We start from the raw sequence: 13,205 nt of genomic DNA, 5'->3' as shown, positions 1-13,205 counted from the left end.
TGTTGGTAAATCCGTCTCGCTGGATCTCATCCAGCGGGGCGGAGTTCTGCGAAGGGTGTGGTGCGGGTGCGGGCGAGTGGTCTGCCGGTGAGCCAGGCATCAAGGCGGGCGAGGTTGATGGCGGCGCCGGTGAAGTGGTGTTGCAGCCGAGTTTTGGCGAGTCCGCGGTAGCGCGATCTGCGCAGGCCGAATGCCTGGACGCCCTGGGAGATGGTGCCCTCGACGCCGGCGCGGTGCCCGTAGCGGCGACGCCAGTGGGCACTGTCCTGCTCGACGCGGGCCTGTTGGAGGATGTCGTGCTCGGCGCGGGGCCGCAGGGTGAGGTTGCGGCCGGTCCTGGCGGTGGTGCATGAGGTCCGCAGTTCGCACGGGCTGCAGTCGCGGGCGGCGAAGCGGACCCGGGTTACTGGGGTGCCACGATGACTTTGGGCAGCGCGCCATTCGATGCTGGTTCTGCCCCCGGGGCAGGTGGCGGTGTGCCGGTCCCAGTCGATCGTGAAGTGGGTGTTGTCGAAGAAGCCGCCGCTCACTTGCTCCCGGTTGGTGATCTTCCCGACCGGTCCGACGAGGGTGATGCTGTGATCGCGGCGGGCGTGATGGATCTGCTCGGCGTCGACGTATCCGGCGTCCACCAGATGCTCGTCCGGCACCAGTCCACGTTCGGCCAAGGCGGTGTGGATGTCCTCCAACACGGCGTCGTCTCTGACCGGTGCCGGGGTGGTGTGGATGTGGGTGATCAGGTGCGGGGCATCGGGCTCGCAGGTCTCGCTGAGGTGGACCTTGTAGCCGGACCAGCCCAGATCCCGCTTCGCCCCGGTCCGCGCGTCGGGCTCGTGCGGGGTGCGTAAGCGGATCAGGCCAGGCGGGATGTTCTTCGGTTCCCGCCAGCGCAAGGCGCCGTCGACCTGGTGGAACTGCTGCACCCAGGTCTGACGGAGGAACTCCACCGCGGGCAGGCTCCGCAGGCCGGGAGGTGCCGACGCCGACCAGACGGCCTGGAGCAGCACCATGCCATCGGCCCCGCACTGGTCGCCGTGCTCGACCCGGGCGGCCCACCGGGACGGGAAGCGGCTGTCCTCCGGTCGGGCCGAGTACCGGTCGAACCACTCCGGCGCTGCCACTGTCACCAGCCAATCCCCGGCCGCCTCGGCGATCTGGTTTAGCGCCACGCGCAGCGTCTCGACCACAAACTCCAGATGGCTCAGGTCCCTGGTCGTGGCCAGTACATGGGTGGCGTCCGTGCGCTGCCGCTTGCCCGCCGTCACCAGGCCGGCCTCACCGGCGGCGGCCAGTACCGCGTCGAACACCGCCCGGCCTGCGTCCGCCTCGGCCAGCCGGGCCCGGAACTCACTCAGCACGGAGAAGTCGAAGCCGGTGTCCGCCAGTTCCAGAGACAGGGCGTATTTCCAGTCCAGACGTGAGCGGACCGCGTGCGCGGCCTGCCGGTCGGTCAGCCCCTCAGCGAACTGCAACACCGACACCAGCGCCAGCCGGGCCGGTGACACCGCCGGACGCCCCCGCACCGGAAACAGTTCCCCGAAGTCGGCGTCGGCGAAGACCGGCCCGAGCACATCCCGCATCCGCATCGCCAGACACCCCTTCGGGAACACCGCACGCGCCAGGCGCACGGTCTCCTCCGGGATCTCCGCCAGCTCCACCCCATGCAACGACACGAACCCCACCCCAGAAACACGACGACGGCCTGCACAACCCCAACGGGGTCGTGCAGGCCGTCGTCACGCAGGCCCTGGATTTACCAACAGCGTCCGGCAGCGGTCGGGGCCTGTCACCTCCGTGGAACCCTCACGTGTCCCACGGAGGGGCGTCCGGGCCCCGGACCGTCCACGGTGGGGGGGATGGACGAGGACGGCTCGGGGCCCGGTCTTGCATCTGCACGAGGTCGTCTGCCCGGTCCCGTCGCGGGTAATCCTCCGAATCCGAAGACCAGTTCGCCGGGCCTCAATCGCTCACCACCGGCTGGGCGATCGCTCACCCGCGCGGCTGTCGTGCCAGGCTTCCATCGGGACCGCGGCGATCCACCCGTCCGGGGCGGAACCTCGTCTCGGCTGACGTCGATGACATGGGGACTCCGGTACCGGGTCGCCCGTCCGGGCCGCGCCCCGGTGTGCCGGTCACTCCGCCATCCAGCCCACCGCCCGGTGGGTTGGCCGCACGCGACCGGCCGGTGCGGGTAAGGACGTCACGGACAAGGAGGCAGTGATGGCCACTGATGGATTCACCACGTGTCTGTGGTTCGACGGGCAGGCCGAAGAAGCAGCCGACCACTACATGTCGATTTTCCCGGACGCCAAGCGCGGCAAGGTCGGCCGCTACACGGAGGCGGGGCCGGGCCCCGCCGGATCCGTGCTGGCCGTCGAGTTCGAGGTCAACGGGCAGAAGTTCGTCGCCCTGAACGGCGGGCCCCAGTTCACCTTCAACGAGGCCGTCTCGTTCCAGATCTTCTGCAAGGACCAGGAGGAGGTGGACTACTACTGGAACCGGCTCACCGAGGGCGGCCAAGGGGTCGCCTGCGGCTGGCTGAAGGACAAGTACGGAGTGTCCTGGCAGGTCATTCCCGCCGGCCTCACCGACATGATCGGCGACCCGGACCCGGAGAAGGCGAAGCGCACCACGGAGGCGATGCTCTCCATGACGAAGTTCGACGTCGCCGCGCTCCGGCGTGCGTACGCGGGAGAGTAGGACCGTCCGTACGGCCCGGGGGGACCCGCCTGTGACCGGCGGAGCCGCCGAGCGTACCCGCGGCGACCGTCCGCTCAGCCCGCCGGAATCAGGCCGGTCCACCGCCTGCCGCGGGGGCGGGCACCGCGGGGCGCCGGTACACGGTCTGCTGCTCCCCGTACTCCACGATGCGGTCGACCAGTTGCATGCCGATGCCCTCGAGGAGCCGCCGGGACATGCGGTTCGTCGCCTGGGTGACGGCCACCACCTGAGCCGTCCCGGGAACGGACCGCAGCGCCCAGTCGACCGCGGCACCCACGGCCTCCCGGCCCACACCGCGCCCCCAGTGCTCCGGGAGCAGCAGATAGGAGACTTCGGTGCCTTCCCGCGCCGACCAGGGATCGATGGTGACCAGCCCGAGCACCTCGTCCGTTCCCGGCCCGGCAATGGTGAACACACCCGGCGTGCCGGCCAGCCGGGCGCGACGCGTGACGATCTTCGACTCCTCCACCGGACCGCCGAGGTAGCGCCGGACGTCCTCGTCCCGCCACAGGCGCTCGATGGGGGGCAGATCCTCCGCGATGACGGGCCGGAGGGTCAGCCGGGGGGTTCTCAGGGTGACGGGCCACCAGGAGGTCCGCGTGCGGGGAGTGGAGTTCATCCTCCGAGCCTGACATCACCGGGCCGGTCGGGGTGGAGAACTACTCGGGTACGGCTGGATGCCGCTGTGACCTTCGACCGGTTGGCGCCGATCGAAGGGGTCCGGGCATGCGTCGTGTGGCACGGCGCCCGGACCGAAGGCCATGACTCCGGATATTCCCAAGGAATTTCTGCAAAAAGAGCTTTGGAGAGTCGGCCGACGGCTCTACTCTCCGGGCATGGTCAGTGAAGAGCACCAGCGCATACTCGATCCCGAACAGCACCCGGCGGCCCTGAAGGCCCTCACTCACCCGTTAAGGATCCGGCTGCTCGGACTGCTGCGGCAGGACGGCCCGGCCACCGCCAGTGAACTCGCGGTCAGAACCGGCGAATCGTCCGCCTCCACCAGTTATCACCTGCGGGTTCTGGCCAAGCACGACTTCGTCGCCGAGGCCGAGCACCGCGACGGGCGGGAACGCCGCTGGCGCTCGGTGCACGCCGTCACCGCCTGGAACAACACCGCGATGGCCGCCTCGCCGGGATCCCGGGCTCTGGTCGGTGTCTCCCGACGGGCCCAGGTCGATCACCTGGAGCGTTCCCTCGTCCGGCACGAGCGGGACATGGCGGACGGGCGGCTCGACGCCGCGTGGCTGGAGTGCTCCGGCATCAGCGACCTGATCCTGCGTCTGACGCCCGAGTCGCTCACCGAACTCACGGCCTGCCTGAGCCGGAAGGCCGACGAACTCGCCGCACGTGACGCGGACGATCCACGGGCCCGGCCGGCCGTACTGATCGGCGCGGCCCTGCCGTTCGCACCGCACGAACCCTCCGCACCGGCCACGGACGCCGGCCCGGCGGCCGCCCCGGACACCGCGCGCCTCGGTCCCGGCGGCAGGGACCCGGGCCCGGACGGCAGGAACCCGGGCCCGGAAGACGCGACGGGCGCCGACGAGGACGCCATATGAACGGGCCCGTTCCGGATCCCCGTACCGCCGCCCGCCGGTTCGTCACCCTCACCTTTCTCTTCTGGCTCCCGGTGGGCCTTTCCGTGCCCGTACTGGTCCTGCTCCCCACCGAGCGGGGTATGAGCCTGGCCGCCGTCGCCGGACTGTTCGCCGTGCATGCGCTCACCGTCGCCGCCCTCGAACTGCCCACCGGCGGCTTGGCGGACGTCCTGGGGCGGCGTTCCGTCCTGGCCGCGGCGGGGGTGTGTCACCTCACCGCACTGGTCCTCCTGGGGCTGGCGACCACCGTGGGAACCTTCACCCTCGCCATGGTCCTGCTGGGTTCCGGCCGTGCGTTGTCGAGTGGACCGGCGGAGGCCTGGTATGTCGATACCGTGCAGGCCCACTCGGGACCGGGTGCACCCTTGCGGACCGGTCTGGCGCGTGCGGGCACTGCTACCGCCGCCGCGCTCGCTCTCGGCACCCTGGCGGGCGGCGGTCTGCCCTGGCTGCTGAGCCACTGGCCGGACGCGGGTGTGTGGCTGCGCGCCGCCGGCTCCGGGACCGTGCTGCCGCTCTCCGTCCCGTTGCTGCTCGGAGCGGTCGTCGAGCTGTTCTTCGTGGGCTACGTCATGACCTCCCTGCCGGAGCCGCCGCGCACCCGGACGACGCTGCGCGAGGTGCTGCGCACCGTACCGGTCACGGTGCTGGGCGGGCTCGGACTGGGCGTGCGCGATGCTCTGGTCCGCCGAACGCTGCTGACCAGCGGCACGCTCGGGGCAGCTCTGGCCACCACCGAACTGCTCACACCCGGACGGGCAGCCGATCTGACCGGGGCCCGTGAGTCGGGAGCGGTGGTCTTCGCGTCCCTCGCCTGCACGGGCTACCTCTGCACGGCCCTGGGCAGCCATGGTGGACCGTGGCTGGCCCGGCTGACGGGAAGTGCGGAGCGAGCGGTTCCGGTGAGTCTGGGAGTGGCGACCGCCGGTCTGCTGACGCTCGGGCTGACGGTACCGGGGACCGGCACGGGCGCCCTCGTCCTCGCCGGCCTCGGTTATGCCCTGCTCCATCTGGGCATCGGCTCGGCCGGACCCAACGGGAACGAATTGCTGCACCACCGGGTCGACGGTTCCAGGAGAGCCACCGCGCTGTCGGTCCAGTCCCTGGCCTTGCAGGCGGCCGGAGCTCTCACCGGACTGGCCGCCGGCGCGCTGCCGCCCGGCCCGCTGCCCTGGCTGCTCGGTGGCACCGTACTGCTCCTCGGCACGCTGTTGTGGATACGGCGGGGTGAGCAGACGCCGTCATCGCAGGTCGTGACGGTGTCTCAGGCGCATCCGCGTGACCGGTGCACGACGTCCGTACCGGTCACCCAGGCCTCAGGGGCCGGCCCTGGAATGGGCACCGCGCTCCAGCCCTCACGGCCGGGTCCGTCGAGGCAGGCGGACGGCACGCCCTCCCCGTGAACGCGTAGGGCGGAACGGAACTCCGGCCCGTGGTCGCTGCCTTCGCCCTTTCGGGGCATGCGCGGCGTTGTGGCGGCAGGCCCCGTCAGCTGGGCCGGCCAGGTTGTCGCCAGGGTCGGCCGCGACTCAGCGGCTCCGTCGTCCCCGGCGCCGGAAACCACATGCACCAGGGGCGTGGTGGGCGACAGAATTCCCCATGGCCTGGAACACGACGGACTCACTCGAGGAATTCCTGGCGGCCGCGGACGGCTTCCTGCGGGCGGACCCCGTCCCGCACACCGTCCTGCTGTCGGTCAGTGCCTCACTGCGGGCCGGGACCCGCAGCTACGGCGACGACGCACCGTACTACGGATGGTGGAGCTCATCGGACGGCACGGCCCGGGGAGCTCTTCTGTGCACACCTCCCTACCCGGTCGTGCTGTCGCAGATGCCGGAGGAGGCGGCCGTCGACCTGGCGACGACCCTCGCTCACCAGGGGCGTCCGGTGTCCGGTGCCACCGGGGGACGGGCGGCGGTGGAAGGCTTTGGGGCGGCCTGGCAGCGGCGGACCGGTACGGTTCCCCGCCCCGACGGCACCAACCGGCTCTACCGGCTCCACGAGCCGGTTCCGCCCCGGCCCGCGCCCACCGGTGTGGCCCGTACCGCAACCGGCGCGGACCGTGAGCTGCTCATCGCCTGGTTCGGGGCCTTCGCCGCGGAGGTCTCCGCGGGCGGCGGTGACCAGGCGTCCGCGGTGGACGACAAGCTCGAGCACGGTGGCGTCACCCTCTGGGAGGCCGACGGCGTTCCGGTCTCGTTCGCCGCGGTCAGCCGGGCCGTGGCGGGCATGGTCCGGGTCGTGCATGTGTACACCCCGGCGGGGCTCCGGGGGCGGGGGTACGCGGGAGCCGTCACCACGGCGGCCGGCCGGGCAGCGCTGGACGCGGGCGCCGACGAGGTGCTGCTCTTCGCCGATCTCGCCAACCCCACGACCAACGCGCTCTACCAGCGGATCGGCTACCGGCCCGTGGAGGACCACATCGGCCTGTCCTTCGACTGAGACTTGTTTCATTTGGTGAGGCGGCGGTGACAGATGAGGGCTGCGGCTCTGCCGACGAAGGCGAGGAAGTGGTCGGCTTTGCGCTCGTAGCGGCGGTGGAGTCGGCGGCAGCCGGCGAGCCAGGAAACAGTTCGCTCGACGGCCCAGCGGTGACGGCCGAGCCGCTGCGAGGACTCGATGCCCTTGCGGGCGATGCGGTGCCGGATACCACGCTCGCTCAGCCATCGGCGCAGGTGGTCGTAGTCGTAACCCTTGTCGGCATGCGGCTTCGCCGGCCTCCGGCGGCGCGGGCCACGGCGGGAACGGATGGGCGGATGCCACGGACGAGCGGCTCAAGGCCCTGACTGTCGTACATGTTCGCGCCGGAGAGACCTAAGGACAGCGGCAGTCCGTTCCGGTCCGTGACCAGCGGGGCGAGCTGAACTGGGAGTAGGCAGGCCACCCAGCACGACCGTGATCAATGACGGGACAGCTCTTAGCGAGCGGGCGAGCCGGAGCTGGGCAGGTCGTCTTGCAACACCCCGTGACGTGTCTCTGTGACTCGCAACGTAGCTCTGATTTCGCCGGGCACCCCAAGGTCGTGACGCATGGCGTCTCCCATGGTGTGGATCAGTGGCCAGAGTGCGTGCTGAGCTTCCGCGGCTGTTTGCAGACTCTCGCCCGGTCGCGGGTTCCCCTGCTCCTGACGCTTTACCTGCCCGTAGACACGGGTCAATGCCCCATGTACCTCCTGGGCTGCCGCGAGCACTGTGCCAGGGGCAATCATGATGGCCTCGGACCAGCCATTTCGCTGAGCGTCCTTGGCTTCCTCCAGCGTCCGCACGTCGTCGTCTGCGACCGCGCGATCCCGCATGACGTAGAGGTGTCGACTGAGGGCTGTAGCGAATTGCCGAGCATCTCGGTGCAGGTCGGTATAGCACTTGCGGCGCAGCTCGCGATCCTCGCGCGCCTCCTGGATAGCGCGGCTCAGTTCCAGCTCGCGCTGCTTGGTCCGGTCGGCACCGCGCTGAGTGAGCAACGCGCCCCCGAGGGTTCCTGCAACCCCGACTATCGCGATCAGTGCCGCTCCCATGTCCATGGGCAGCACTCTAGAAGGAGGATGAGGGCTCAGGGGAACACGGTGTTGAGCAACAAGCTCAGGGAGCAGGCCTGTTCACAGCTATGCCCGTTCTCGGGTCAGCGCAGCCCGATCGTTGCGACGGGCGCAAAGCCGACCACTTCCTTGCCCTCGTCGGCAGAGCCGCAGCCCTCATCTGCAACCGCCGCCTCACCAAATGAAACGACGTCTGAGACACAAAGGCAGACGTGCCCGGGGCTTCGCCGCCCCCTGCCGTTCCGATGCCGCCGGTCGGTCACCGAGCCGTAGGCCACCCCCGAGGGCCGACCCGTCAGGGACTACGGGAGCGCCCTGAGGCGAGCGGCGATGGTCCGCGCGCACTCCGAGGACGGGGTCCGCGTGGTGTCCACCTCCAGGTCGTACGTGACTCCCTGGTGAACCATCTCCGCCTGGGACTCGGCCATTCCGCGGATCCGGTCCCCACGGGCGAGTTCGCGGTTCGCGGCGACCGCACGCGCGCAGCGGACACCGACCCACAGCACGTCCACGCCACCGAGGGACATCCGCCACCGTCGCTGGGACGCCGCTCCACCGAGGAAGACATCGTCGATGATGATCCGGGCACCTGCCCGAGCCATCGCGGCGACTCCTGCCATCCACGCCGCTTCCAGCGTGCGGAACTCCGGACCGACAGCCACCCCGCCGTCCGCGGCGAACTCGATTCCCTCACCGGACGTCCGCAGGGACGCGGGCATCGCCTCGACGAGGGTGTCGACCCCGAGGGCAAGCCAAGGATGGGGCAGGACCGCCTGCAGACACCGAGTGATCTCGGACTTGCCGGAGCTGGACCCGCCATTCAGCACGATCACCTGGATGGTCACCGCGTCACAGTAGTGGCAGGGCCCACGAGTCCGAATCGAATTCTGTGGGCCCGCCGACATACTGAACCTATGGAGCCGTCCCCACCGATTCCCCACACCAGGTTCGGTGAGCGCCGTACCGACCGGGGCGGAGTATCCGAGGGACGGACGGGAGCCGAAGCAGATGCCCCGGCCGGGAGTTCCGGCAGGCGGGCCGGACGAAGGCCGGGCGGTCCGGGTGGGCCGGGGCATCGACCTTCGTTGTGGTGTTCCGCTTCTGCTTCCGGGACGGCCGGCTCGTCGAGAAGCGGTCGTACGAGGTCGGGGCGTAGCCGGCGGTCTCCACGGCCGGGCGATAATGACGCGCACGCATTCCACGACCTAGCAGAGCGGGAGACCGGTGATCAGGGTTCTCGTCGCCGATGACGAACCGCTCATCCGGGCGGGCATCAGGATGATCCTCACCTCGGCCGACGACATCGCGGTGGTGGCGGAGGCGGCGAACGGCCGGGAGGCGGTGGAACTCGCCCGTGCGCATGCCGTGGACGTCGCGCTGCTCGACATCCAGATGCCGGTCCTGGACGGGCTGTCCGCGCTCGACGGCCTGCGGAGCGCCGCCCCGGGGGTCAGGGTGCTGATCCTCACCACGTTCGGGGAGAGGGAGAACGTGCTGCGGGCGCTGAGCAGCGGCGGGGCCGGGTTCCTGCTGAAGGACTCGGCGCCGGGGGAGCTGATCGCCGCCGTTCGGGCCGCGGCCGGTGGCAACGCGTTCCTCTCGCCCGGTGCCACCCGCCATGTGGTGGACTCGCTGGCCTCGCCGGCCGCGGCCCGGGGCGAGGAGGCCCGGAGGCGGCTGACCGCCCTCACCGAGCGGGAGCTGGAGGTGCTGGCCCTGCTCGGCGAAGGCCTGTCGAACTCCGACGCGGGCGAGCGGATCCATATGAGCGAGGCGACGGTGAAGGCGTACGTCAGCAGGATCCTGGCGAAACTGGACTGCGAGAACCGGGTCCAGGCGGCCCTCCTGGCGCGGGACGCGGGACTGGGCGTCTGACGCCGCCGGCCGACAGCCGGAGGGCAGTAGCCGGAGGGCAGTGTTCCGAGGATGCGGCGCCGCCCTTGGACGCGGCGCCGCCCTTCCGGTGCCGCCCGGGGAAGCTGTCTCGTCCATCCGGCGTCGGGCCCCGGTCCCGGTCGATCCGTGTCCCGGCCGATCGGCCGGGCGCCCTGCCGGGGCAGGGTTTCCGCGGCACGATGGGGGGATGACCACACAGCCCTCGGCGTCCGGACGCCGCACGTGCCGCAATGCCTCCCTGTCCCTCTGGTCCCAGGACTCGGTCCTGTCGATCGGATCGGTCGGTTCGGTGCTCTCCATCGGGTCCGTCGGGTCGGTGCTGTCCGTGGGATCGGTCGGGAGCGCCCTCTCGGCCGGTTCGATCGGCTCAGCCCTGTCGCTGATCTCGGCCGGATCCTGGCTGAGCGTCGGATCGTTGCTCTCGGCCCAGTCGCGCTGGTCGGTGATGTCCTGGCGGTCGTCCCGCGGGCTGTGGTCGGCCGGAGCGGTGCTGGTGGTGACCGCGGCAGCGCTGGGCGCGCGTGGCGGCCGGCGCAACGGTGGGCCCGCCAGCGCTCTGCCGGAGTGAGGGCCCGTAGCGTCGTCGGGTCACCCGTCAGGCGTTACCCGTCGGGGGCTGCTCACCGCAGCGGGCCGTACGCCCCGGGACCGACCCGGGGCGTACGGGCCCACGAACGCGACGTACCGGCCCACGATGCCGGCGCACCGGCTGCCGGGTGCCGCGAAGACGTCAGGACAGCTTGCCGTCGTAGTCGGGCAGCTTGAACGTCTTCTCGGCATGGCCGCCGACCAGGTCGCCGGGGCTGTTACCGATGTTGGCGATGATCGTGTAGCCCTTCGCCTCGATGTCCGCCCGCCGTGCCGTCTTGTAGGCGCTGACCTCATCGAAGAGGTCCGGCAGGTCCCGCACATGGAGGCCGGACACCGGGTATCCCACCCGTTCGAGGTTGTGCCGGGTGAGCCCGGCGATGATGCCCGGGCGGGCGGTGACGAAGAAGATGCTCACTCCGCGGGCGTGGGCGGAGCGCGCGAGATCGAGCGTCGGCCGGACCGCGGGGGTCGGGTACTCCCAGAACGGGTGGAAGTCCGTTTCGAGCGAGGTGTTGTCGATGTCCAGGACGATGGCCATCTTCTCGCCGGAACCACGGGAGATCCGCTGGTCGACATAGGGGCGGGCGGTGTTCATGACCGTGTTCACATCGCGCTGCCAGGTGCCGTAGTCGACGCCCGCGAACCACGCGGGGCCGCGGCCGGACTGCTGCTGCACGGACTGCACGGACTGCACGGACTGCACGGCGGAAACGGTCTGCGTCCCGGCCGTTCTGTGCGGGACCGGGGCGGCCGTGGCCGCACTGCCGAACGGTACGACGGCGGTGACGGCCGCCGCCGCGACGGTCACCGACACCCGGGTTCTCCAACGACGTCCCTGCATGGGCCACTCCTGTAGTCGCGGTACGGCTCGAAGAGGCCCGTGACAGGGGATCAGCGGGCCGATGGCATGTTCGCGACACATGATGCACGGAATGCAACATTCCCACCATGCTTGTGTGGACGATTGGTGCGGTGGTGCTGCGCGGCGCTCTCGCTTCGTCGCAGCGCAGTGGATTTCCCCCGGTTAAGGGTGAATTGCGTGATCCCGATGCGATCTTTTCGGCCACGTGCCGGGGTGCGATCGGTCCGCAGTGCCGCCTGACGTACGCCCGGGGCGGGTGCCGGACAGCCGTCGATGGCGGGGCTTTCCCGATGGTCCCGAGTGCTTCCGGGGGCTCCGGCGGTGCGATGCCGGGCTGCGGAGGGGCCGCCGAAAAACCCGTTGCGCTGTGGCGGAGTCGTCACCTAGTGTGGCCGATGGCTGTACGCACCATCCTCTTTCGTGCGCTCCGACCGGCCCTCCGCCGCATCGAGTACGTCGCACACGAAATCGCCTCGCAGGCTCGGTTTTTCAGGGGGATCAGGAAATGCGCACCATCGGGGACCGGGGATTCGGACGTCGTGCGACGGTGCCGTGCCCGGAGGTTTCTGTCTGATGGCGGCCGCGCTGCCGCGGATCGGCATCACCGCACGCTATCGACCGGGCATCCGCAGTCATTGCATCCAGGAGGGGTACGTCGACCACGTCGCCCGGGCCGGCGGTCTGCCGCTGGTCATTCCCTACGGTGACGTGTCCCGGTGTTCCGAGGTTCTGGGTGCCCTGGACGGTCTCATGCTCACCGGGGGAGAGGACATCGATCCCTCCCGCTGCACGGGGACGATCCGACAGGACGACTACACGTACTACCCGGAGCGCGACGACTTCGAGCTCCGGCTGACGCGGGCGGCGCTGGACGCCGGTCTGCCGACGCTCGGCATCTGCCGGGGCTGCCAGATCCTGCATGTCGCGACCGGGGGCTCGCTGATCTCGCACGTCCCCGACGTCCTGGGTGATTCCGTGGCCCATCGCAGCTCACTGACCGAGCCCTCCCAGCACTTCGTCAGTCTGACGGAGGGGAGCCGGGTCGAAAGGGCCTACGCGCAGCGGTCGCTGCTGGTCACCTCCTACCACCACCAAGGCCTCCGGTTCGACGCCCGGGCGGACTCCGCCTGGCAGGTCACGGCCTGTGCCGATGACTCGCTCGTGGAGGCGATCGAATATCCGGGAGACCACTGGACGGTGGGAGTGCTGTGGCACCCGGAACTCCCGGTGAAGGAGAGCAGCGACACCTGCGACCCGCTCATCGCGGCGTTCGTCGCCGCTGCCGGAGCCGCCTGATGTTCGAGATCGGACGGCTCGGCCCCGAGGATCTCGCCTTGATCCTCGACCTCCAGGAGCGCATTCATTCCGCGCAGCCGGACCGGGACACCTTTCAGCTCAGCACGCCCGAATTCATCGCCTACTGCCTGGGGGAGGGCGGGCGTTGTTACGGCGTGCGGCACCACGGCGAAACGGTGGCCTACCGCATGGTCTACTTTCCGCGGGAGCGCGCCTTCAATCTGGCGCGGGACACCGCGCTGCCCCCGGGTGAGCTGGTCCACGCCGCCCACTGGGACACGATCGCGGTCCTGCCCCGATGGCGGGGACACGGACTGTCCGGACTCATGAACGCCCGGGCCCTCTCCGACCTCGCGGACACCGGAATCCGGCATCTTTTCGCCACGAGTTCACCCCGCAATCCGCACGGTGTCCGCTCGCTGATCGCGACGGGATTCCGTCCCGTCCGGGTGGCGCTCAAGTTCGGCGGCAAGCTGCGCTTCCTGTTCTACCGTCCGTTCCCGGGGGACTGGCCCGCGGGACACGGCCCGGTGCCCGAGCGGACGGTGGCGCTGTCCGACACCGCCGGGCTCGACGACGCCTTCGGGAGCGGCTGGGTCGGTACGGGGATCGGCCTCACTCCCGGCGCCCCCCACCTGCGGATGCAGCGGCATCCGATGCCCTTCGGCCCCTGACACATCGCGTCGCCCAGAGCACCGAGCCG

Annotated in this window: 13 protein-coding genes and 1 pseudogene; 8 read left to right on the top strand and 6 right to left on the bottom strand. The window is 70.4% G+C overall.

Annotated elements, in window-relative coordinates; translation table 11 throughout:
• Positions 1-26: 26 nt before the first annotated feature.
• A complete protein-coding gene (locus tag ABT112_RS04425) occupies positions 27-1,673 on the bottom strand; it encodes an IS1182 family transposase (protein ID WP_351505423.1) in 1,647 nt (548 codons plus the stop codon).
• 547 nt (positions 1,674-2,220) lie between these two features.
• Between ABT112_RS04425 and ABT112_RS04420 the strand changes: the two genes are divergently transcribed.
• Entirely contained in the window at positions 2,221-2,700 is a 480-nt protein-coding gene (locus tag ABT112_RS04420) for a VOC family protein (protein ID WP_351505421.1), read from the top strand.
• Positions 2,701-2,788: 88 nt separating this feature from the next.
• On the opposite strand, the gene ABT112_RS04415 is transcribed toward ABT112_RS04420, so the two are convergent.
• Positions 2,789-3,340 carry a GNAT family N-acetyltransferase gene (locus ABT112_RS04415; RefSeq protein ID WP_351505418.1) on the bottom strand — a complete coding sequence of 184 codons (552 nt, stop codon included), beginning with the start codon at positions 3,338-3,340 and terminating at the stop codon, positions 2,789-2,791.
• A 217-nt stretch (positions 3,341-3,557) separates the two neighbouring features.
• On the opposite strand from ABT112_RS04415, the gene ABT112_RS04410 reads away from it, so the two are divergent.
• The 3 genes from ABT112_RS04410 to ABT112_RS04400 all read left to right on the top strand — a co-directional run bounded on the left by ABT112_RS04410 (position 3,558) and on the right by ABT112_RS04400 (position 6,764).
• Positions 3,558-4,283, top strand: a complete 726-nt coding sequence (locus ABT112_RS04410) for an ArsR/SmtB family transcription factor (protein WP_351505416.1) — start codon at positions 3,558-3,560, stop codon at positions 4,281-4,283.
• Positions 4,280-5,725: an MFS transporter gene (locus tag ABT112_RS04405; RefSeq protein ID WP_351505414.1), complete on the top strand. Its 1,446-nt coding sequence runs from the start codon at positions 4,280-4,282 to the stop codon at positions 5,723-5,725. The genes ABT112_RS04410 and ABT112_RS04405 overlap by 4 nt, the downstream gene beginning before the upstream one ends.
• Positions 5,726-5,921: 196 nt before the next feature.
• The gene (locus tag ABT112_RS04400; RefSeq protein ID WP_351505412.1) at positions 5,922-6,764 is read left to right on the top strand and encodes a GNAT family N-acetyltransferase; all 843 of its coding nucleotides are present in this window, start codon (positions 5,922-5,924) and stop codon (positions 6,762-6,764) included.
• A gap of 8 nt (positions 6,765-6,772) precedes the next feature.
• On the opposite strand, the pseudogene ABT112_RS04395 reads toward ABT112_RS04400, so the two are convergent.
• The 3 genes and pseudogenes from ABT112_RS04395 to cpt form a co-directional block, all read right to left on the bottom strand.
• Positions 6,773-7,173: pseudogene (locus ABT112_RS04395) on the bottom strand (IS5 family transposase); the annotation flags it as partial.
• Positions 7,174-7,239: 66 nt separating this feature from the next.
• Positions 7,240-7,842 carry a hypothetical protein gene (locus tag ABT112_RS04390; RefSeq protein ID WP_351505409.1) on the bottom strand — a complete coding sequence of 201 codons (603 nt, stop codon included), beginning with the start codon at positions 7,840-7,842 and terminating at the stop codon, positions 7,240-7,242.
• A 317-nt stretch (positions 7,843-8,159) separates the two neighbouring features.
• Positions 8,160-8,702 carry a chloramphenicol phosphotransferase CPT gene (gene cpt / locus ABT112_RS04385; protein WP_351505407.1) on the bottom strand — a complete coding sequence of 181 codons (543 nt, stop codon included), beginning with the start codon at positions 8,700-8,702 and terminating at the stop codon, positions 8,160-8,162.
• Positions 8,703-9,081: 379 nt separating this feature from the next.
• Here cpt and ABT112_RS04380 point away from each other — a divergent pair, with 379 nt between their 5' ends.
• Both ABT112_RS04380 and ABT112_RS04375 read left to right on the top strand, forming a co-directional pair.
• Positions 9,082-9,732, top strand: coding sequence for a response regulator (locus ABT112_RS04380; protein ID WP_351505404.1), 651 nt, complete (start codon positions 9,082-9,084; stop codon positions 9,730-9,732).
• Positions 9,733-9,940: 208 nt separating this feature from the next.
• Positions 9,941-10,321 carry a hypothetical protein gene (locus ABT112_RS04375; protein ID WP_351505402.1) on the top strand — a complete coding sequence of 127 codons (381 nt, stop codon included), beginning with the start codon at positions 9,941-9,943 and terminating at the stop codon, positions 10,319-10,321.
• A 162-nt stretch (positions 10,322-10,483) separates the two neighbouring features.
• Here ABT112_RS04375 and ABT112_RS04370 read toward each other — a convergent pair whose 3' ends face one another.
• Positions 10,484-11,185: an HAD family acid phosphatase gene (locus tag ABT112_RS04370; protein WP_351505400.1), complete on the bottom strand. Its 702-nt coding sequence runs from the start codon at positions 11,183-11,185 to the stop codon at positions 10,484-10,486.
• 594 nt (positions 11,186-11,779) lie between these two features.
• Here ABT112_RS04370 and ABT112_RS04365 point away from each other — a divergent pair.
• Together ABT112_RS04365 and ABT112_RS04360 are read left to right on the top strand one after the other, a co-directional pair.
• Positions 11,780-12,502: a gamma-glutamyl-gamma-aminobutyrate hydrolase family protein gene (locus tag ABT112_RS04365; RefSeq protein ID WP_351505398.1), complete on the top strand. Its 723-nt coding sequence runs from the start codon at positions 11,780-11,782 to the stop codon at positions 12,500-12,502.
• Positions 12,502-13,176: a GNAT family N-acetyltransferase gene (locus tag ABT112_RS04360; RefSeq protein ID WP_351505396.1), complete on the top strand. Its 675-nt coding sequence runs from the start codon at positions 12,502-12,504 to the stop codon at positions 13,174-13,176. Before ABT112_RS04365 ends, ABT112_RS04360 begins: the two co-directional genes overlap by 1 nt.
• Positions 13,177-13,205: the final 29 nt, after the last annotated feature.

Origin of the sequence: Streptomyces sp. NPDC002055, assembly GCF_040296705.1 — a bacterium.
GTDB lineage: Bacteria > Actinomycetota > Actinomycetes > Streptomycetales > Streptomycetaceae > Streptomyces.
Note: the sequence above shows the minus strand (reverse complement) of the source record. Positions and strands in the feature narration are given on the sequence as shown.